The sequence below is a fragment of the Amycolatopsis halotolerans genome (genome assembly GCF_042647905.1).
Taxonomy (GTDB): Bacteria; Actinomycetota; Actinomycetes; order Mycobacteriales; family Pseudonocardiaceae; genus Amycolatopsis; species Amycolatopsis halotolerans.
In genome coordinates, this window is the sequence record NZ_JBHRWI010000016.1 from 95,009 (window position 1) to 111,783 (window position 16,775).

Genomic DNA, 16,775 nt, shown 5'->3' on the forward strand with positions numbered 1-16,775 from the left:
CGGGGCGAAATGCGTGTGGTCGTGGTCGGCGGCGGGATCGTGGGGGCGGCAGCCGGGTATGAGCTGGTCCGGGCGGGAGTGGACACGGTGCTGGTCGACGGGGCGGCCGACGGACGGGCGACGTCGGCGGGGGCGGGGATCATCTGTCCGTGGGCGTCCGCCGTGGACGATCCGGACTGGTACCGGATGGCGGCCGGCGGGGCGGAGTACTACGAGGGATTGCGGGCGGCGCTGGCTGAGGACGGCGAGACCGATCTCGGTTATCGGCGGGTCGGGTCGTTGAGCCTGGTCTCCGAAAGCGAAGCGGCGCAGGCGTTTCAGCGGGTCGCGGATCGGGCGAGGGAAGCGCCGTTGGCCGGGGACGTCGAGGTGATTGACGCTCGGCAGGCTCAGGAAATGTTCCCGCCGCTCGGGCACGACGGCCCGGCGATCCACATCCCGGGCGCGGCCCGGCTGGACGGGCGGCTGGTCCGCGACGCGATGCGGCGGGCTGCGGTGCGGCGCGGGGCCCGGATTGCGGAGGGTACGGCGTCGATCGTCGCGGACGGGGCGGTTCGCGGGGTGCTGGTGGGGGAGGAGTTCATCGGTGCGGACGCGGTGATCGCGGCGGCGGGGGCGTGGTCGCCTGCCTTGCTGGGGCCGCTCGGGGTCGAGGTTCGGGTCGAGCCGCAGCGGGGGCAGATCGTGCATCTTCGGTTGCCGGGGGCGGAAACCTCGCGGTGGCCGGTGGTGTTGCCGCAGTCGCGGCACTACCTTCTCGCGTTCGACGATTCGCGGATCGTGGTGGGGGCGACGCGGGAGGAGGGGGCTGGTTTCGATTACCGGGTGACGGCGGCCGGGTTGGCGGAGGTGCTGGCCGAAGCGCTGTCGGTGGCGCCTGGGCTGGCGGACGCGACGTATGCGGAGACGCGGGTCGGCTTCCGGCCCGCGGGTCCCGACATCCGGCCGCTGCTCGGTGCGGTTCCGCACGTGAAGGGGCTGGTGGTGGCCAACGGACTGGGCGCGTCAGGGTTGACGATGGGGCCGTACGCGGGTTCGATCGCGGCTCGGGTGGCGCGTGACGTGGACCCGGGGATCGATCTCAAGGCTTACGACCCGTTGCGGTGACGGCGTGCGCGCCGACCGGGCGGTCCGGTCGGCGCGTGAACCGAGTGTCCATAAAGGACTCAGCGGGGTTCAGGCCAGCGTCTTGTGCAGGGCGTCGAGGCCGTCGCGGTAGATGCCGGCGAACAGGTCGACGGCTTGCTCGTCGGTGACGCCGTCGGGGGTGAAGCTGCCGGACCACTGCACCTCGGCCGCGTTTTCCTGGCCGGGGATGGCATGGACGCGCAGCGTCGAGAGATAGCCGGTGACCGGGAACGGCGCTTCGAGGATGGCGTAGCTGTAGTGGCGTTCGGCGTCGCTGAAAGCCACCAGGCGTTCGACGATGGTCTCGCCTTCCGGGTTGGTGAGCCGGCGGGTGCGGCCGCCGTCGAGGGCGGTGCTCTCCGGGATGTACGGGAGCCAGTCGGGCAGCGAGGCGAATCCGCCGATGAGGTCCCAGACCTGCTGGGGCGAGGCGGGAACGGTGCGGCTGACTGAGGTGGATGCCATGGTGGTGCTCCGGTTTCAGGCGTTGTCGGGCAGCGGGGCGGCGGGGTGGACGAGACCGGCGGCGCGCAGGTCGTGCCAGAACTCGGCGGGGACGTTCTCGGCCAGCGCGGCGGTGTCCTCAGCGATCCGGCTGGGCCGGGTGGCCCCGGGGATCGCTGCGGCGGACACCGGGTGCGCGAGCGAGAACTGCAGCGCGGCGGCCTTGATGCTGATGCCGTGCCGCGCGACGAGTGTCTTGAGCCGTTCGACGCGCTCGAGGATTTCCGGCGGGGCCTGCTGGTACTCGAAGTGGGTGCCGCCGGCGAGGACGCCGGAGCTGTACGGGCCGCCGATCACCATGCCGACGTTGTGCTCCTGCGCCATCGGCAGCAGCCGCTGGAGGGCGTGCTCGTGGTCGAGCAGCGTGTAGCGCCCGGCGAGCAGGAAACCGTCCGGCCGGGGCTCGTCGAGGTCGAGGGTCAGTTCGATCGGCTCGGTCTTGTTGACGCCGAGACCCCACGCCTTGATGACGCCCTCGTCGCGCAGCCGCGACAGCACGCGGAAGGCTCCGGTGCGGGCCTCTTCGAACTTCCGCAGCCAGCGGTCGCCGTGGAAGTCCTGGGCGATGTCGTGCACCCAGACGATGTCGAGGCGGTCGGTGCCGAGCCGTTTCAGACTGTCCTCAATGGAGCGTTCGGTCGCGTCGGCGGTCCACTCGTGGAGGAGTTTGTTGGGGTTGCCGTGCTCGAACAAGCCGCCCTTCTCGCCCAGTTCGTCCGCGTCCTCGTGCTCGTGCTCGTGCTCGTCGAGAACGACGCGGCCCACCTTGGTCGACAGAACGTAGGAATCGCGCGGCTTGCCCGCCAGCACCTGGCCGAGCCGCGACTCCGCCAGCCCGGCCCCGTAGAACGGCGCGGTGTCGAAGTAGCGGATGCCCTGCTCCCAGGCGGCCTCGACGGTCGCGAGGGCCTCGTCGTCGGGAATGGCGCGGAACATGTTCCCGAGCGGAGCGGTCCCGAACCCGAGCCGTCCGGGGAGAATGTGGGTGAGCGACATGGGTTTTTCTTCTCTCTCGCGTACTGCTTGACCTGTTCGCGGCTGGGTTGCCTCAGCCGGTTACATGCGGCGACAATAGTTGCACACGCTGGGTATGACAAAGGGAAGTGCGCCGGGTCACCGGTACGGGCTGGTCCATCGCCCGGTCAGGGGAGGTCTTCGGGTGTGGCGGTGCGCAAGGCCAGGTGGTCGATGAACTCGGGGACGCCGACGCACAGCACTGTCGCGCCGTCGTGCCAGGGCAGTTCGAGTACGGAGAGGCCAAGAGCGTCGAGGCGTTGCCCGGTGGTTGGGGTGCCGTCGCAGGACACCGTCGCGGGGAGTCTGGCGGCGTCGTCGGCGGCGCGCTGGATGTGCTGATAGCGCTCGAGGCGAGCAGTTGGGTGCTCCTGAGCAAAGGTGCGTCGGTCGGGCTCGGTGACGAGCTCGTTGCGGCTGAGGAAATTGCTCAGCAGGTCGGCGGTGGTGTTGACCGGCAAGCCGCGGGGATTCAGGCCCTCGTGGGAGCGAACGGTCTTCACGGTCAACTGGCAGCGGTGGTCGCTCTTGTAGACGAGCTCCAGCGCGGTTACCAGGGCGTCGACACCTTGAAGGCTCCAACCGGCGGCGGTGCTTCCGTTCGCCGCTGCGAGGGGACAGGGGAAACGGGCGAGGTAGTCGGCGAGAGCGGGGCTCCGCGGCACCGGGGCCCCGCTTTCGTCAGCGTCCATGCGGCGCTCGCAATCGCAGATCCGGGCCCGGGGGTTCCGGTGCGCTCAGTAGAGGGTAGTGGCTGGCGAGCGGTGGCCGGAATAGCCGAAGCCGTCGTCGGTGAGGAGGACGGCTGCCGAAAACGTCGCGGAAAGGGCTGGCGGAAATGGTCGGGCGGTCCGAATGCGCGATCCGCCGCGGGGAGGCCGGGCAACGCCGGAATCCGAACACCGGGCAGCGCTAGTCCACATAGGACTTGGATGGTCAGCGCGCGGCGGACAACACCAGCTCGCGGTAGTTGCGCAAAGCCTGCCGCCAGGACTCCAGTTCCAGCTGCTCGTTCGCCGCGTGCATCTGCCGGGGATCTCCCGGGCCCCAGATCACGATCGGCGCACCGGCCACGGACCCGGCCAACGCCGAGGCGTCGGTGAAATACGTCGCGGCGGGCGCGGTGGCCTGATCGGAGAGCGCGTCCGGCAAACTCGGGGTTCGAACCGCGGGCAGGTCAAGATCCACCTCGGCGCTGATCGCCGGATCGAGCGAGGAAGCCCAGGCGATCACCGGCGCGCCACCGTCCACAGTGCGCACATCCAGCGTCAGGACAGCCGATGCGGGAACGATATTCGTCGCGGTGCCGCCCTCGAACGTGCCGACGTTGACGGTTTCCTCGCCCAGATAGTCCTCAGTGGACAACGGGAGCGAATCGAGCGCGCCGAGAGCCCGGTCGGCGAGCAGCTGGATCGCGTTGCGGCCGAGCTGGGGCGTGGACCCGTGGGCGGCCTTGCCCGCCGCGGCGAGCCGCAGCCACGTGGCTCCTCGATGCCCGAGCGAGACGCGGTTCTGCGTCGCCTCCGGGACCACGACGACGCGCGGCGTCAGCTCCAGCGCCGCCGAGGCCTCCGCCGCGCCTCGGCAGCCGATCTCTTCGTCGCTGGTGATGAGGACTTGTGCGTCGGCACCGGCTTCCGCGGCGTTGCGCAACGCCGCCAAGGCGGCGACCAGGCCGCCCTTCATGTCGACGCTGCCGCGGCCGTGCAGGAATTCCTCGTCAACGTCCGCGGAGAACGGGGCGCGCTCCCACAAATCGCGGGAGCCGACCGGGACGGTGTCGATGTGGCACACGAACAACGCGCCGTTGGCGGAACCGGTGCCGAGCAGCACCCACGGTCGGCCAGCGGTGGAGCGTTGCAGCACCCGTACGCCCGTCGTCGAAGTGGCGTAGGAAACGGCCAGCTCCTGCGCGGCGGCCTGCGCGGCGCTGTCGCCGGAAGTGGTGTCCTGGCGCACCAGGTCGCGCAACAGTGCGAGGGCTTCGTCGGTCATGCGGAGTACTCCCGGGTCGATTCGCGGACGACGAGCTGCATGGAGAGCACGTGGTCCGCGGGGCTGTCGCCGGCCGCGAGGCGGGTGATCTCGTCGACCGCCTTGCGGGCCATCTGCTCGGTCGGCTGCGCGACGGTGGTCAGCCTGGGCGACGTCCATTCGCCGAGCGTGATTCCGTCGCAGCCGATCACCGACAGGTCGCCCGGCACCGCGACTCCCGCGCGGCGGGCGGCTTCGAGGAGGCCGACCGCGGCGATGTCGCTGGCGGTGAACACGGCTGTCGGCGACGCTTCGGCCCGCGCCATGTGGGCGAAGAAGTTCATGCCGAAAGCCGAGCTGAAGGTGCCCCGCACGATCATCGATTCGTCGACCTCGACCCCGTGCGCCTTCATGGCCGCGCGGTATCCGGCCTCGCGCTGGTCCGCCGTCCGCAGTCCGGCCGGTCCGCCGACGTGGGCGATGAGCCGGTGGCCCTGGGAGATCAGGTGGGTGGTCGCCTGATACGCGCCGCCGAAGCTGTTCGCGGTGACGTGCGCGATCCGCGGCCCGGCGGCCTCGACGTACTCGTCGAGGAAGACCACCGGGAAGTCGCCCGCCAGCCGGCTCGCGAAGGCCTCGTTGGTGTTGTTCATCCCCAGGTAGATCAGCCCGCCCACGTCCGGCACGCGCATCAGGCGTTCGACGCTGGCGCGCTCCCGCGACGGCGACGAGCCGGTGAGGGCGGTGAACACGTCGATGCCGTCCGCCGCCGCGGCGTCGGCCACCGCGTCCGCCAGCGTGGAGAAATACGGGTTGTCCAGCGACGGGACCACCAGGCCGAGGCTGAGCCCGGTCACCTGTTTCGGCACGGGTGGATGCCCTTCGGCGGACAGTGCGGCGTCGATGCGCCGGGCCGTCTCGGAGGCGACGTTGAGCTCCCCCCGGACGTACCTCGACACCGTCGACACGGCCACCCCGGCCTCTCGGGCCACCTTCGCCAGCGACATCCGGCTCCTCCCCGTTCGAGCGTTGACGGCGACTGCAACCGCATCCTATATTGGCGTTGTTGCGCTACGTTGCGCAACACGCGCTAAGCACTTTCGCCCCGAAGGAGTCGTCGATGGTCAAGGTCCTGCTAGCCGGGGAGTCGTGGGTCAGTGCGACGATCGACCACAAGGGATACGACCCGTTCGCGCACACGCAGGTGGAGATCGGGTGCGAGCGGCTGCTGGCGGCGCTGGCGGCGGAAGGGGTCGAGGTGACTCACCTGCGTTCGCACGACGTGGCCGAGAAGTTCCCGCAGACGCTGGCGGAACTCGAGGCTTACGACGTCGTCCTGCTCTCCGACGTCGGCTCCAACACCCTGCTGCTGCACCCGGACACGTTCACCCGCGGCCGTCCCGCGCCCAACCGGCTCAAGCTGCTGCGCGAGTGGGTCCAGGGCGGCGGCGGGCTGATGATGGCCGGCGGCTACCTGAGCTTCCAGGGCTTCGAGGGCAAGGCCAACTACCACCGGACGCCGATCGAGGAGATCCTTCCGGTCGACATCGACCCGTACGACGACCGGGTCGAGACTCCGGAGGGCGTCCGCGCCCAGGTCGTGCGGTCCGGCCACCCCGTGGTCGCCGGTCTCGACCAGGAGTGGCCGATCCTGCTCGGCTACCAGCACACCACGCTGAAGCCGGACGCCGAACTGCTCGCCACCGTCGAGGGCGACGTCATGCTGGCCGCCCGCCAGGTCGGCCAGGGCCGCACCCTCGCCTTCACCTCGGACATCTCCCCGCACTGGGCTCCCGAGGAGTTCATGAGCTGGGACGGCTACGGCAAGCTCTTCGCGCAGGCGCTGACCTGGCTTGCCGGACGCGAAATCTGAGCCGCGCGCACTCAGGATCAAGGAGGATTCGATGAGTACGTCACCCACCCGCCGCGCGACCTCGGCCGTCGTATTGACGATCGCGACCGTCTTCGCCGGAATGCTCGGCCCGTTGCAGTCGCTGGTCAACGGGCATCTCGGCACCGCGCTCGGCGACGGGCACGCCGCCGCGCTGGTGTCCTTCGGCACCGGACTGGTGCTGATGCTGATCATCGTGCTGGCGCGCGCCCGCACGCGCACCGCGTTCTTCCGGCTGCCGGGTCAGCTGGTGCGCGGCGAGATCCCGCGGTGGAACTTCTTCGCGGGCCTGTGCGGTGCGGTGATCGTGCTCTCCGAAGGCGTCACAGTGGGCTTCCTCGGGGTGGCGATCTTCCAGACCTCGCTGATCTCCGGCATGGTCATCTCCGGCGTGGTGTGCGACCGGCTCGGCATCGGCGTCCCGTTCAAGCAGGCGATGAGCGCGCCGCGCGTCGCCGGGGCGATCCTGGCCATCTGCGCCACGGTGCTGGTCGTTTCCCCGAACTGGTCGGCCCCGCACATGATCGCGCTGGCGATCATGCCGTTCGTCGGCGGTCTCCTCGCCGGCTGGCAGCCCGCCGGCAACTCGGAGATCGGCCTGCTGTCCGGTTCGATGTTCATCTCCATCACCTGGAACTTCCTCATCGGCTTCGTGGCGCTCGGCCTCGTGTACGTGGTGCGGATGGCGACCGCGGGCGCGCACTTCGCCTTGCCCGGCACGTGGTGGATGTACTTCGGCGGACCGCTTGGCCTCCTGTCGATCGCGCTGATGGCTTTGCTGGTGCGCGGTTTGGGGCTCCTGCTGCTGGGCCTGGCCTCCACCGCCGGTCAGCTGATCGGGTCGCTGCTGCTCGAAATCGTCGCTCCCGCAGCGGGTTCCAGCCTGCATCTGGTCACCGTGCTCGGCGCCGGCGTGGCACTGGCGGCCGCGGCGATCGCGATGATTCCGTCGCGGCACACGGCCGAACCGGCGGTCCTTGCCCAGCCGGCCGAGGTGCATCGTGGCTGAGGTGCGCGGCGTCCTCGGTGCGATCGACGCGGCGGACCTCGGGCTGGTGCTGCCGCACGAGCACCTCTTCAACGATCTGTCGTCCGCGGTCGCCGAACCCTCGTACGCCGCCACTCGGCGGCTCGTCGCGGCGGAAGTGGGTCCGAGCTGGCAGTTCCTGCTTCGCCAGGATCCGTACTGCTGTGCCGACAACGTGGCGGTGAAGGATCACGCGAGCGTCGTGCGCGAGGTGGCCGCGTTCGCCGCGGCGGGCGGCGGCACGGTCGTCGACGCCACCGGCAGCGCGGCGATCGGCCGGGATCCGCGAGCCCTGGCGGCGGTGGCCGAGGAGACGGGGGTCAACGTCGTCATGGGCACCGGTGCGTACCTGGAGAAGTTCGAGGGCGAGCGCATCACCGCGGTGACCGTCGAAGCGCAGACCTCGCGCATCCTCGCGGAGCTGGACGAGGGCGTCGGCGAAACGGGAATCCGGGCCGGCGTCATCGGCGAGGTCGGCGTCTCTCCGCTTTTCACCGACGGGGAACGGGCTTCCTTGCGGGCCGCGGCGCTCGCGCAGGCGGCGCGGCCGGCTGTCGGGCTCAACATCCACATGCCGGGCTGGCAACGCCGCGGGCACGAGGTGCTCGACCTGGTGCTGGAGGAATGCGGTGCGGTGCCGGGGAAAGTGGCGCTCGCGCACAGCGATCCGTCCGGTGCCGATCCGGGCTACCAGCGTGAACTTCTGGAACGCGGCGTGCTGCTGGAGTTCGACATGATCGGCCTCGACATCTCGTTCCCCGGCGAAGGAGTGGCCCCGACGGTTTCCCAGACCGCTCGCGCTGTGGCGCGGTGGGTGCACGAGGGCTTCGGGGAGCAGATCATGGTGTCGCACGACCTTTTCCTGAAGCAGATGTGGACGCACAACGGCGGGAACGGGCTCGTGTTCGTGCCGACGATCTTCGCCGACTTGCTCGAAGCCGAGGGCGTGGCGGCCCACGCCGTGGCCCGGCTGATGCGGGACGTCCCGGCCCGATGGCTCACCGCATGAGCCCAGCGGTAGCGGTCGTCGCGTCGCTCAACGTCGACCACATCGTCCTGGCCCCGCGCATCCCGGAGCCGGGGGAGACCCTGATGGGCTTCTCGACGAGCCGGGAGCTGGGCGGAAAAGGCGGCAACCAAGCGGTCGCCGCCGCCCGGCTCGGCGCGGAAGTCGCCGTGATCGGGTGTGTCGGCCAGGACGAGGACGGGGAGGAGTACCGGGAAGCCCTGCTCGCCGAGGGCGTGGACGTCGCGCACCTGCGAACCTCCGCGCTGCCGACCGGTCGGGCGGCGATCACCGTCGACGCGGAGGGCGTCAACTCGATCGTCGTCGTGGCCGGGGCGAACGCCGACATCCCGGCTGCGGCGGCCGAAACGGCGATCGGCGAATTGCCGGGGCTGCGGGTTGTCGTGGGCCAGTTGGAGGCGGCGGCCGACGCGACGGAACGCGCGTTCGCGGCTGCTCGCGCGCGTGGCGTGCTGACAGTGCTCAACACCGCGCCGGTCGGCGACGTCGCCGCGAAGCTGCTGCCGCTCAGCGATGTGGTGGTGGCGAACGAAGTCGAGTTCCGGCAGCTCACCGGCCAAGACCCCGTCGACGGTCTGCGACGCGGCAGTGCCGAACTGTTCGCCGCTGGATGCCGGTGGGTGATCGTGACGCTGGGGGCCGAGGGATGCGCGGTCCTTGACGCGTCGTCGTCCGTGCACGTCCCGGCGGTTGCCGTGCGAGCGGTGGACACCACTGCCGCGGGTGATTCGTTCGTCGGTGCGCTTGCCGCGCGGCTCGCGGAGATCCCGGGTGAGCCGACGACCGCGGACGTGGTGGCGGCTTGCGGTTTCGCGGCCACAGTGGCCGCCGTCGTCGTGACGCGGCATGGGGCGCATCCTTCGCTGCCGACGTTGGCCGAGGTCCTCGACGCCTGAGGCGGCGGCATCCTCGCCGGATGCCGCCGCGGCACGCTGTCCTCGGTCAGCAGTCGTTCGAGATGTACCACACGGGGTGCCAGTTCCCGTGCGGCTGGGCGTAGTACGCCTTCGGCGAGGTGGACAAGTAGGTGTATCCCTTGCCCCAGAACGACGTCGTGTAGTGGTGCGTCTGGTTGTTCATCCACGAACCGCCGCTGTTGAAGCCGTTCGGGATTTCGTAGAAATCGGCGCAGTCCGCATGCGTGAATCCCTTTCCTTCGTAGTTCGCGTACTTCCATCCGCAGAACGCGCCGTAGGAACAGAGTTCGAACGGAGTGCGCGGGTCGTTGCCGTTCAGTCCGTCGCCGAATGCGTGCGCATACTTATCTCCGGGCAAAGGGTAAGTGATGACTGAATTGTCGCCGGTAACGATTTGATTAGGCGTGACCTGTCTGCCGTGCAGCGTCGCCAGGTCGCGGTCGATCTCGCCCTGCAGCGCGGCGCTCTGCTGGGCAGTGAACCCCGCGGACCGCAGTTGTGGCGTAAAGTCCGCTGATGTGCTGGCGGGAGACGCGTCCGCCTGCGTCGCCGCCGTCGCGACGGCGGCAAGCGAAACCAATGCCGCCCCCAGTGCCGCGCCGATTCTCACTCGCATGGAAACCCCTCTTCTGCTGGAAATGTCCAGGAGGACGCGAACGGCGTATACCGATAGGCCGAATGCGATGCTGCCGCTCCGGTGATTTCCCGTCCCCCTGCCGGAAAAACAATATTTGCGCACCCGGGGCCAGGGACGCGATGGTTTAAGCTAGAACTCAAAACAAGGGGGGTTTCCGTGCTTCGGCTGCGCTGTACGCCCGAGGATCTTCTGCACGTGTCGATCGCCGAACATCCGGCGCCGCTCGGCGAGCTGACCCTCGCGATGCAGATGCTGCAGCGCCGCGATCCGGACCCGGCGTTCGCGCCGTGGCGCGAGCAGGTCGCACGGCAACTGCCGGCCGAGGGCAGGCCGCTGCTGCAACTCGTCTCGCCCTCCGGCGCGGGCCCGATGTTCCTCGACCCGCCCAGCCGCACCGTGGAAGAGGGGCTGGACCGCGTGCTGTCCACTCCGCGGGCCGAAGTGCGCGCCGAATTGCGGCGGGTGTGCGCGATCGACCGTCCGCTGACCTCCTGGACGAAACGGCTGGCCGGGCAGGACCGTGAGGCGTGGAGGGTGCTGCACCAGGCCATCAGCGCCGGTTACCAGAGCGTCCTCGCCGAACGCTGGCGCAGTCTGCGGGCGGGCTTCGACGCCGAGACAGCGTGGCGAGCGAAAATCCTTGCGCGCCAAGGAATCAACGCCCTGTTCGCCAGTCTCCGGCCGACGCTCCGCTGGAAGGGCCTCACCCTCGAAGCCGACTTTCCTCGCGACCTCGACCTGACCCTGCACGGCCACGGCATCGTCCTGCGCCCCACGCTGCTGTGGTCGGGACACCCGCTGGTGGCGTACTACGCCGACCGGCCCACCACGCTGATCTATCCCGCGCTGACCCCGCTGCCCCTGCTCGCCCCGTCCGGTCCGCCGGACCCGCTGGCCGCACTGCTGGGCGCCACTCGCGCCGGTGCGCTGCGGTCCCTGATCAGCGGACGCACGACCACCGGTCTCGCGCGCGAGCTGTCCGTGTCGGTTGCCGCGGCGTCCTTGCACGCCAAGACTTTGCGCGAGGCGGGTTTGATCGTTTCGCGTCGGGAGGGCAAGGCGGTGTGCCACGAGTGCACCCCGCTCGGGCTTGATCTGCTTGCCGCCAAACCGAACTGAGCCGAATGAGGTTTTCTCAGTAGCGCCGTAGGGCGTCGAGTTCGCTGCCTCACGGACACCTGCATCGCGCGCTTTTCGCGCAGCGCACCGGAAAAGGCCGCCCCGCGCACGGGACGGCCTCTCCTCGGGGTTCAGCTTCAGCTGACAGTGAGCGACGTGTCGTCGAGGCAGAACGACGTCTGCAGGCTCGAGTCCTCGGTGCCGGTGAAGGTCAGCGTCACCGTCTGGCCGGCGTAGGCCGACATGTCAACGGTGTGCAGCTGGTATCCGGTCGCCTGGTTCAGGTTCGAGTACGAGGCGAGCGTGGCCGAACCGGCCTTGACGGTCAGCTTGTCGTAGGCCGTCGTGGTGGTCGTCTCGGCGGTGTCGACGTGCAGGTAGTAGCTCAGCGTGGCGTGGCAGCCGGAGGGGATGCTCACCGACTGCGAAACCGTGTCGGTGTGCGCGGTGCCGTAGCCGTTGAGGTAGGCGAGGTACGTGCCGCTGTGCGGGGCCTCGCCGTTCGACGACGTGCTGATCACTCCGCTCGACGCGGTCCACGGGCTGGTGCCGCTCTCGAAACCGGGGTTGCCCAGCTTCTGCCCGGAGCAGGTGCCGCCGCCGGTCGGGGCGATCGTCCAGCTGAACGTGGTGGAGCCGGTCGCGCCGGAGGAGTCCTTGGCGGTCGCGGTCACCGAGTACGTGCCCGCGGTGGTCGGCGTGCCGGAGATCAGGCCGCCCGAGCTGATCGACAGCCCGGTGGGCAGGCCGCTGGCGGTCCAGGTGTAGCCGCCGCTGCCGCCGGACGCGGACAGCTGCAGGCTCGCCGCGGTGCCGACGACGCCGTTCTGGCTGCCCGGGTTGGCCGCGGTGACGCCGCCGCTCGGAGCGCCCGCGCTGAACGCCGCGGTGCCGTTGGGCGTGCCGAGACCGGTCGGGCCGTCCCAGCCGGGGCCGGCGTTGCACTGCACCGAGGCGGAGCAGCTGCCGTTGCTGCCGGAGGTCACGTCGTTGAGGTTGCCGGTGTGCGAGTACGGGTAGGCGGCGGGGGTGTCGGACGCGCCGGGCGTGCCGGCGAGGGCGTACACGGACGCGATGATCGGGGCGGACGCGCTGGTGCCGCCGTAGACGGCCCAGCCGCTGCCGCCGTAGGTCTGGTACACCGCGACGCCGGTCTGCGGGTCGGCCACGGCCGAGACGTCAGCGGCGGCGCGCTTGCCGCAGCTGGTCGTCACGTTCTGGAACGACGGCTTGGCCACGTAGCCCGAGCAGCCGCTTCCCGCGCCGCTCCAAGCGGTTTCGCCCCAGCCGCGCGCGCTGCTGTTGCGGCTCAGCGAGGTGCCGCCGACCGCGGTCACGTACTGCGACGAGGCCGGGTAGCTGATGCCGTAGCCGCTGTCGCCGGTGCTCGCGGTGATCGCGACGCCGGGGTGGTGGAAGTAGCTGGAGTCGGAGGAGGGTTCGGTGCCGTCCTCGCCGCCGCCGTAGCTGTTGGACACGTATTTCGCGCCCATCGACACGGCGGTGTTCACCGCGGTGCCGAGATCGGCCATGCTCGGCTGGTTCGCTTCGACGAGCAGAATGTGGCAATTCGGGCAGATCGCCGAAACCATGTCGACGTCGAGCGAGATTTCGCCCGCCCAGCCGGAATCCGCGGTCGGGAGGGGACTGGTTTGCCCGTTTTCGTTCACTTTTTTGAAGCAGCCGTTCGCGGTGGTGCACGCGGGCAGCCCGTAGGTGGAGCGATAGCTCGCGAGGTCCGATTCAGCATTCGGGTCGTCGTTCGAGTCGACGATCGCCACGGTGGCCGACGCGCTGCCCCCGGCGGTGAGGTTGTAGGCGGAACGCAGGTCCGAGGGACCGAACCCGCCGGGCAGCGCGCCCGGCGTGAGGAGCGCGCGCATGGTGTCGGTCTGGCGTTCGGCGAAACAGGTGACCATGCCGGGCTTCGCCTTCTCGGCGCAGACGCGGGCGGTCGGATGCGCCGCGGCGGGCGATGCCACGGCTGGCAGGGCCGGGGCAGTCAAGGCCAAGGCCGCGAAACCGGCCATGGCAAGGATTCTTCGGGCTGAACGGGACACGATCCCTCCCAGGGAATTTCCTGCGAACGGCGTCGGGCCATTCGGTGCCCAGTTGTCTACAGTTCGTTCAGCCCTGGCGGTGACGCGCTGGTGCCAGTGGCGCAATGGTGTCGGCCAGCCCGGTGGAGGTGCCTCCGAATGGTTCCCGAAGCAATCGGCCATCTCCTGACTCTCGGGCTGAAAGCGGACGAAGCAGAAATCTATCTGGACCTACTTTCGTCGGGACCGGTTCCGCCTGATCGGCTAGCGCGCGACACCGGCCGCGACCCCGGCGAGGTGCGCCGCGTGCTGGCGGTGCTGGCCGGAATCGGACTGGCCGGCCCGGTCGACGGCCCCGGCTCGCCGATGTCCGCGCTGCGTCCGGAACCGGTGCTGGAGGTGCTGACCAGGCAACGCGAGGCCGAACTGGCCGGGGCCCGGGCGGCGATGACCCGGCTGTACGAGCGATACCGAAGACACTCGTTCACCTACGACGCCGACCCGATGATCGAGGTAGTCAGCGGAACCACAGCCGCCGAACGGGTGCAGCAACTGGAGCGATCGGCGCGCACCGAGGTCCGCGGACTGGACTCCCCGCCGTACTACGCCGACGCGGACGCCAACGAGATCGAACTGGAGAACCTGGCCCGCGGCGTACGCTACCGAGCCGTCTACGGCAGGCTCGCGCTGGAACGGCCGGAGTACGTCGCGGAAAACATCCTGCCCTGCGGCAAAAGCGGGGAGGAGGCGCGGGTTCTGCCGGAGGTCCCGGTGAAACTCCTGATCGTCGACGACTGCGCGGCCCTGTCCGGCGCGGACCGCACGGTGTTGCTGATCCGCTCGTGCGGCCTGTTCGACGCGCTGGCCGGGCTGTTCGACATGTGCTGGCAGGTCGCGTTGCCGCTAGGCCTCGCCGACGACACTTCAGGCCCCGCGATCCGCCCCAGCGAACGACGGCTGCTCTCGCTTCTCGCCGCCGGACTCACGGACGACCAGGTGGCCCGGGTGCTCGGGGTGAGCAGGCGGACGATGTTCCGGTATTTGGAGAACCTGATGGCCCGCACGGGGGCGGCGAACCGGTTTCAGCTGGCGTTGCATGCGACGCGGAACGACTGGCTTTCGGTGGACAGCCAGCCCGGCGTCTCGCCGGTGCGGTCGGTTCCGCTTTGAGTCTGCATTGTGCTGGGTTGGCCGCGGTTACGCCGCATCGCCCGAGCCAGCGCGGCAAACGGCTCCGGCTGTCACCGCACGCCGCCCGCGAGGACCGGCTTTCGACGGACGCTCAGCCCGGTGTTCCCCTGGTTCGGCCGGTGCTGCTCCGCGCCAGACTCGCTGTGATCGCGCCTAACCGGTTGTGCCCCAACGGCTTCCCGTTTGATCGACCTCCCCTCAACGCGCGCGGCCCAGCGTCTCCGGCACCACCTTTACCGTGACCTCCGTGTGCGGCTCCAGCGTTGCCGCGCCGCCAGCAGCCTCGACTGCCCGCCTTATGTCCGGCCAGCCAGCTCACCCCTCTCCTTCCGCGAGCACCGGAAAGGCTTGCCGGACTTCGGCGAACAGCACCCCGTGCCGTCCATAGCCGAAAGCGACCGCGGCTGACCAGAGCGCGTCGAAGGCAGCGGCCAGCGGGTCCGGTTCCCGAACGGAGAACACCGCCGGAAACGCCATGGCCTGCTGCGAGCAGTTGTCGTGCCGTCCGTCCGGCGAGGTGGCCAGCGTCTGCGGGACTCGTTCGTCAGTGAACAGACGATTCCACGCCCGCTGGTTGTCGTCGAACGGAGGCGGCAGCGCCTCGCCCCGGTCCATCGCCGCGAGTGCCGGGGCTATCCACTCGACCTCGGTCAGCTGAGCCTCGGAGAACGCGCGCCGGACTGTCCACCGGGCGATCTGCCGCTGGGTCACCGGATCCGTCCGCGCGAGAGCGTCGACCAGCGACCGGTCCAGCCTCGCCACGCTCTGTACGGCACCCGGCAGCTGCCGCAGCCGTTCGCTGGGCAGGCTCCCGCCCCACGCGCTTTCCTCCGCCCTCAGGCGCGCTTCCTCAGCGACCCGTTCCTGTTCGAGGCGAGCGAGGCGCTCGGCTTCGGCTTTCTCCTCCGGCGTCGGGGGAGGCGGCTGCTTCCTGGCCACGTCGTGCCAGTAGGCGGCGCTCGCGCTGGTCTGCTTGACCACCCGGTCCGGTTCCGGCGGACCCGGCCAGAACTGGAGCAGATAGCGGTCGGGCTCGAAATACTCGCCCTCCGGAATGCCCAGCCGGTGCGCCTCGTCCATCCGCGTTCCGCTGTAGCGGACCCGATAGTCGATCTCGCGCAGGCCGAGCGGCCAGACGGCGCTGCCGCCCCAGGAGACGAGCGACGTCTCGCCGAGCGGGCGGAACGACACCTCGACGATCTCCTCCCAGGTCTCGTCCAGCGGCGGTTCCTCGTCGTGCGACTCCACGCGGAAGCCGACCTCGCCGGTGTGCAGGCCGGTGATCAGAGTCAGCGCCCCTGGCACCGCGCCGCCGCACAGCCCGTTCCGCTGGCCGCCGAAACACTCCGCGAACTTCGGGGGCCCCGGCTGGCTCTCGACATAGATCTGCCCGTAGCTCACCGGCGCCTCGCCGCTCATCAACACTCGCATCGCCGTTCCTCCCCTTCGGCTGCTGTCCGGGACATCATCGCGCGGGGCACCGACAAAAACCGGAGCCTCAGCCAGCGAAGGCGGAAGCGATCCAGTTGCCGAACCCGGTGCGGTGAGGCGGGAAACTCGACGTGGAGACGCGCGGGGAATCCATCGACCTGGTCGCGGAATTCGTGTCGCACCCCGCCGATCGGCAGCCCGGCACGCTGCGTGCGGCGCCCGAAACTCCGGGTTCCTGGACGTAGCCGCCGAAGCAATGTCGATCAGGAACGGTCGAGACCATGCTGTGTGCGCAGTCGCTCCGGCGAACTCGACCGCCGGTGGCACAGAGGAATCAGGCCATGATTTCGCGGACGCTGTCGGCCAGCAACCGAAGGCACCCCGGCGCACCGGGGTTGAGCAGTAGATCGACGTCGTCGTAACTGTCCAGCAGGCGGACCAGATCCGCGGGTCCAGCCGGACGCCACCCGGCGGCGCGGGCTCGGCGGCGGTGTGCCGGGGCGGTCGTGACGAGCAGGCACGGGATGTTGTCCGGCGAGGGCGCGACAAGCGGAGACTCATCGGTGTCCACGGCCACCGCGAAGGCCGATTCGCGGAAGACCGCGGCCAGCTGGTCGAAATCGGCCTCGCCGCGGGCGGTCAGGCGGAGCACGGCGTCCAGCGGGTCGGTCGGGGAGTCTTCCGCCGCTGGTTCGTAGGACGGGTTGGGCTCGAAACGGCTGACGGACCCGTCCTCGCGTGCGAGCCAGCCGCCCACCACTGCATGCGGCGGCGGGCTCGGAATCTCGGTCCCGTCGGTCGTCGACGCCGGTTGCCACGCCGGGTCGACCAGCAGCACCCACTGGTTCTCGGACATCGCCGGTACCTCCTTCGTGT

General features: G+C 69.9%; 16 protein-coding genes. 7 read left to right on the forward strand and 9 right to left on the reverse strand.

Going from position 1 to position 16,775, the window contains the following annotated elements; translation table 11 throughout:
* The first annotated feature begins 9 nt into the window (after positions 1-9).
* Complete coding sequence (locus ACFORO_RS12820) at positions 10-1,107, forward strand: NAD(P)/FAD-dependent oxidoreductase (RefSeq protein WP_377869919.1); 1,098 nt, start codon at positions 10-12, stop codon at positions 1,105-1,107.
* Positions 1,108-1,176: 69 nt separating this feature from the next.
* Here the strand turns inward: ACFORO_RS12820 and ACFORO_RS12825 are convergent, their stop codons facing one another.
* From ACFORO_RS12825 to ACFORO_RS12845, 5 genes are all read right to left on the reverse strand, one after another.
* Entirely contained in the window at positions 1,177-1,593 is a 417-nt protein-coding gene (locus ACFORO_RS12825; protein ID WP_377869918.1) for an SRPBCC family protein, read from the reverse strand.
* Between the two features lie 15 nt (positions 1,594-1,608).
* Positions 1,609-2,628, reverse strand: a complete 1,020-nt coding sequence (locus tag ACFORO_RS12830; protein WP_377869917.1) for an aldo/keto reductase — start codon at positions 2,626-2,628, stop codon at positions 1,609-1,611.
* 146 nt (positions 2,629-2,774) lie between these two features.
* Positions 2,775-3,338: a hypothetical protein gene (locus ACFORO_RS12835; RefSeq protein ID WP_377869916.1), complete on the reverse strand. Its 564-nt coding sequence runs from the start codon at positions 3,336-3,338 to the stop codon at positions 2,775-2,777.
* A gap of 244 nt (positions 3,339-3,582) precedes the next feature.
* A complete protein-coding gene (locus ACFORO_RS12840) occupies positions 3,583-4,641 on the reverse strand; it encodes a M20 family metallopeptidase (RefSeq protein ID WP_377869915.1) in 1,059 nt (352 codons plus the stop codon).
* Entirely contained in the window at positions 4,638-5,627 is a 990-nt protein-coding gene (locus ACFORO_RS12845) for a LacI family DNA-binding transcriptional regulator (protein ID WP_377869914.1), read from the reverse strand. Before ACFORO_RS12845 ends, ACFORO_RS12840 begins: the two co-directional genes overlap by 4 nt.
* Positions 5,628-5,740: 113 nt before the next feature.
* Here ACFORO_RS12845 and ACFORO_RS12850 point away from each other — a divergent pair, with 113 nt between their 5' ends.
* The 4 genes from ACFORO_RS12850 to ACFORO_RS12865 are packed head-to-tail and all read left to right on the forward strand — an operon-like array spanning position 5,741 to position 9,461.
* Positions 5,741-6,493, forward strand: a complete 753-nt coding sequence (locus ACFORO_RS12850) for a glutamine amidotransferase (RefSeq protein ID WP_354737122.1) — start codon at positions 5,741-5,743, stop codon at positions 6,491-6,493.
* Between the two features lie 31 nt (positions 6,494-6,524).
* Positions 6,525-7,520, forward strand: a complete 996-nt coding sequence (locus ACFORO_RS12855) for a DMT family transporter (protein ID WP_354737124.1) — start codon at positions 6,525-6,527, stop codon at positions 7,518-7,520.
* Entirely contained in the window at positions 7,513-8,547 is a 1,035-nt protein-coding gene (locus ACFORO_RS12860) for a phosphotriesterase family protein (RefSeq protein WP_377869913.1), read from the forward strand. The genes ACFORO_RS12855 and ACFORO_RS12860 overlap by 8 nt, the downstream gene beginning before the upstream one ends.
* On the forward strand, positions 8,544-9,461 hold the full coding sequence (locus tag ACFORO_RS12865; protein WP_377869912.1) for a ribokinase: 918 nt from the start codon (positions 8,544-8,546) through the stop codon (positions 9,459-9,461). The genes ACFORO_RS12860 and ACFORO_RS12865 overlap by 4 nt, the downstream gene beginning before the upstream one ends.
* Positions 9,462-9,507: 46 nt before the next feature.
* On the opposite strand, the gene ACFORO_RS12870 is transcribed toward ACFORO_RS12865, so the two are convergent.
* Positions 9,508-10,098 carry a hypothetical protein gene (locus ACFORO_RS12870; protein WP_377869911.1) on the reverse strand — a complete coding sequence of 197 codons (591 nt, stop codon included), beginning with the start codon at positions 10,096-10,098 and terminating at the stop codon, positions 9,508-9,510.
* Positions 10,099-10,275: 177 nt separating this feature from the next.
* Between ACFORO_RS12870 and ACFORO_RS12875 the strand changes: the two genes are divergently transcribed.
* Positions 10,276-11,238, forward strand: coding sequence for an ArsR/SmtB family transcription factor (locus ACFORO_RS12875; RefSeq protein WP_377869910.1), 963 nt, complete (start codon positions 10,276-10,278; stop codon positions 11,236-11,238).
* A gap of 137 nt (positions 11,239-11,375) precedes the next feature.
* On the opposite strand, the gene ACFORO_RS12880 is transcribed toward ACFORO_RS12875, so the two are convergent.
* A complete protein-coding gene (locus ACFORO_RS12880) occupies positions 11,376-13,268 on the reverse strand; it encodes a putative Ig domain-containing protein (RefSeq protein ID WP_377869909.1) in 1,893 nt (630 codons plus the stop codon).
* Positions 13,269-13,436: 168 nt separating this feature from the next.
* On the opposite strand from ACFORO_RS12880, the gene ACFORO_RS12885 reads away from it, so the two are divergent.
* The gene (locus tag ACFORO_RS12885; RefSeq protein WP_377869908.1) at positions 13,437-14,447 is read left to right on the forward strand and encodes a helix-turn-helix transcriptional regulator; all 1,011 of its coding nucleotides are present in this window, start codon (positions 13,437-13,439) and stop codon (positions 14,445-14,447) included.
* Positions 14,448-14,783: 336 nt separating this feature from the next.
* On the opposite strand, the gene ACFORO_RS12890 is transcribed toward ACFORO_RS12885, so the two are convergent.
* Both ACFORO_RS12890 and ACFORO_RS12895 read right to left on the reverse strand, forming a co-directional pair.
* Positions 14,784-15,899 (reverse strand): hypothetical protein, encoded by a 1,116-nt coding sequence (locus tag ACFORO_RS12890; RefSeq protein WP_377869907.1) that lies wholly within the window; start codon positions 15,897-15,899, stop codon positions 14,784-14,786.
* A 334-nt stretch (positions 15,900-16,233) separates the two neighbouring features.
* Positions 16,234-16,755 (reverse strand): type VII secretion system-associated protein, encoded by a 522-nt coding sequence (locus tag ACFORO_RS12895; RefSeq protein WP_377869906.1) that lies wholly within the window; start codon positions 16,753-16,755, stop codon positions 16,234-16,236.
* Positions 16,756-16,775: the final 20 nt, after the last annotated feature.

Bases quoted from the DNA above. Each gene is read 5' to 3' on its own strand.
- ACFORO_RS12820 (WP_377869919.1), top strand. From the start codon at position 10: ATGCGTGTGGTCGTGGTCGGCGGCGGGATCGTGGGGGCGGCAGCCGGG.
- ACFORO_RS12825 (WP_377869918.1), bottom strand. From the start codon at position 1,593: ATGGCATCCACCTCAGTCAGCCGCACCGTTCCCGCCTCGCCCCAGCAG.
- ACFORO_RS12830 (WP_377869917.1), bottom strand. From the start codon at position 2,628: ATGTCGCTCACCCACATTCTCCCCGGACGGCTCGGGTTCGGGACCGCT.
- ACFORO_RS12835 (WP_377869916.1), bottom strand. From the start codon at position 3,338: ATGGACGCTGACGAAAGCGGGGCCCCGGTGCCGCGGAGCCCCGCTCTC.
- ACFORO_RS12840 (WP_377869915.1), bottom strand. From the start codon at position 4,641: ATGACCGACGAAGCCCTCGCACTGTTGCGCGACCTGGTGCGCCAGGAC.
- ACFORO_RS12845 (WP_377869914.1), bottom strand. From the start codon at position 5,627: ATGTCGCTGGCGAAGGTGGCCCGAGAGGCCGGGGTGGCCGTGTCGACG.
- ACFORO_RS12850 (WP_354737122.1), top strand. From the start codon at position 5,741: ATGGTCAAGGTCCTGCTAGCCGGGGAGTCGTGGGTCAGTGCGACGATC.
- ACFORO_RS12855 (WP_354737124.1), top strand. From the start codon at position 6,525: ATGAGTACGTCACCCACCCGCCGCGCGACCTCGGCCGTCGTATTGACG.
- ACFORO_RS12865 (WP_377869912.1), top strand. From the start codon at position 8,544: ATGAGCCCAGCGGTAGCGGTCGTCGCGTCGCTCAACGTCGACCACATC.
- ACFORO_RS12870 (WP_377869911.1), bottom strand. From the start codon at position 10,098: ATGCGAGTGAGAATCGGCGCGGCACTGGGGGCGGCATTGGTTTCGCTT.
- ACFORO_RS12880 (WP_377869909.1), bottom strand. From the start codon at position 13,268: ATGGCCGGTTTCGCGGCCTTGGCCTTGACTGCCCCGGCCCTGCCAGCC.
- ACFORO_RS12885 (WP_377869908.1), top strand. From the start codon at position 13,437: ATGGTTCCCGAAGCAATCGGCCATCTCCTGACTCTCGGGCTGAAAGCG.
- ACFORO_RS12890 (WP_377869907.1), bottom strand. From the start codon at position 15,899: ATGCGAGTGTTGATGAGCGGCGAGGCGCCGGTGAGCTACGGGCAGATC.
- ACFORO_RS12895 (WP_377869906.1), bottom strand. From the start codon at position 16,755: ATGTCCGAGAACCAGTGGGTGCTGCTGGTCGACCCGGCGTGGCAACCG.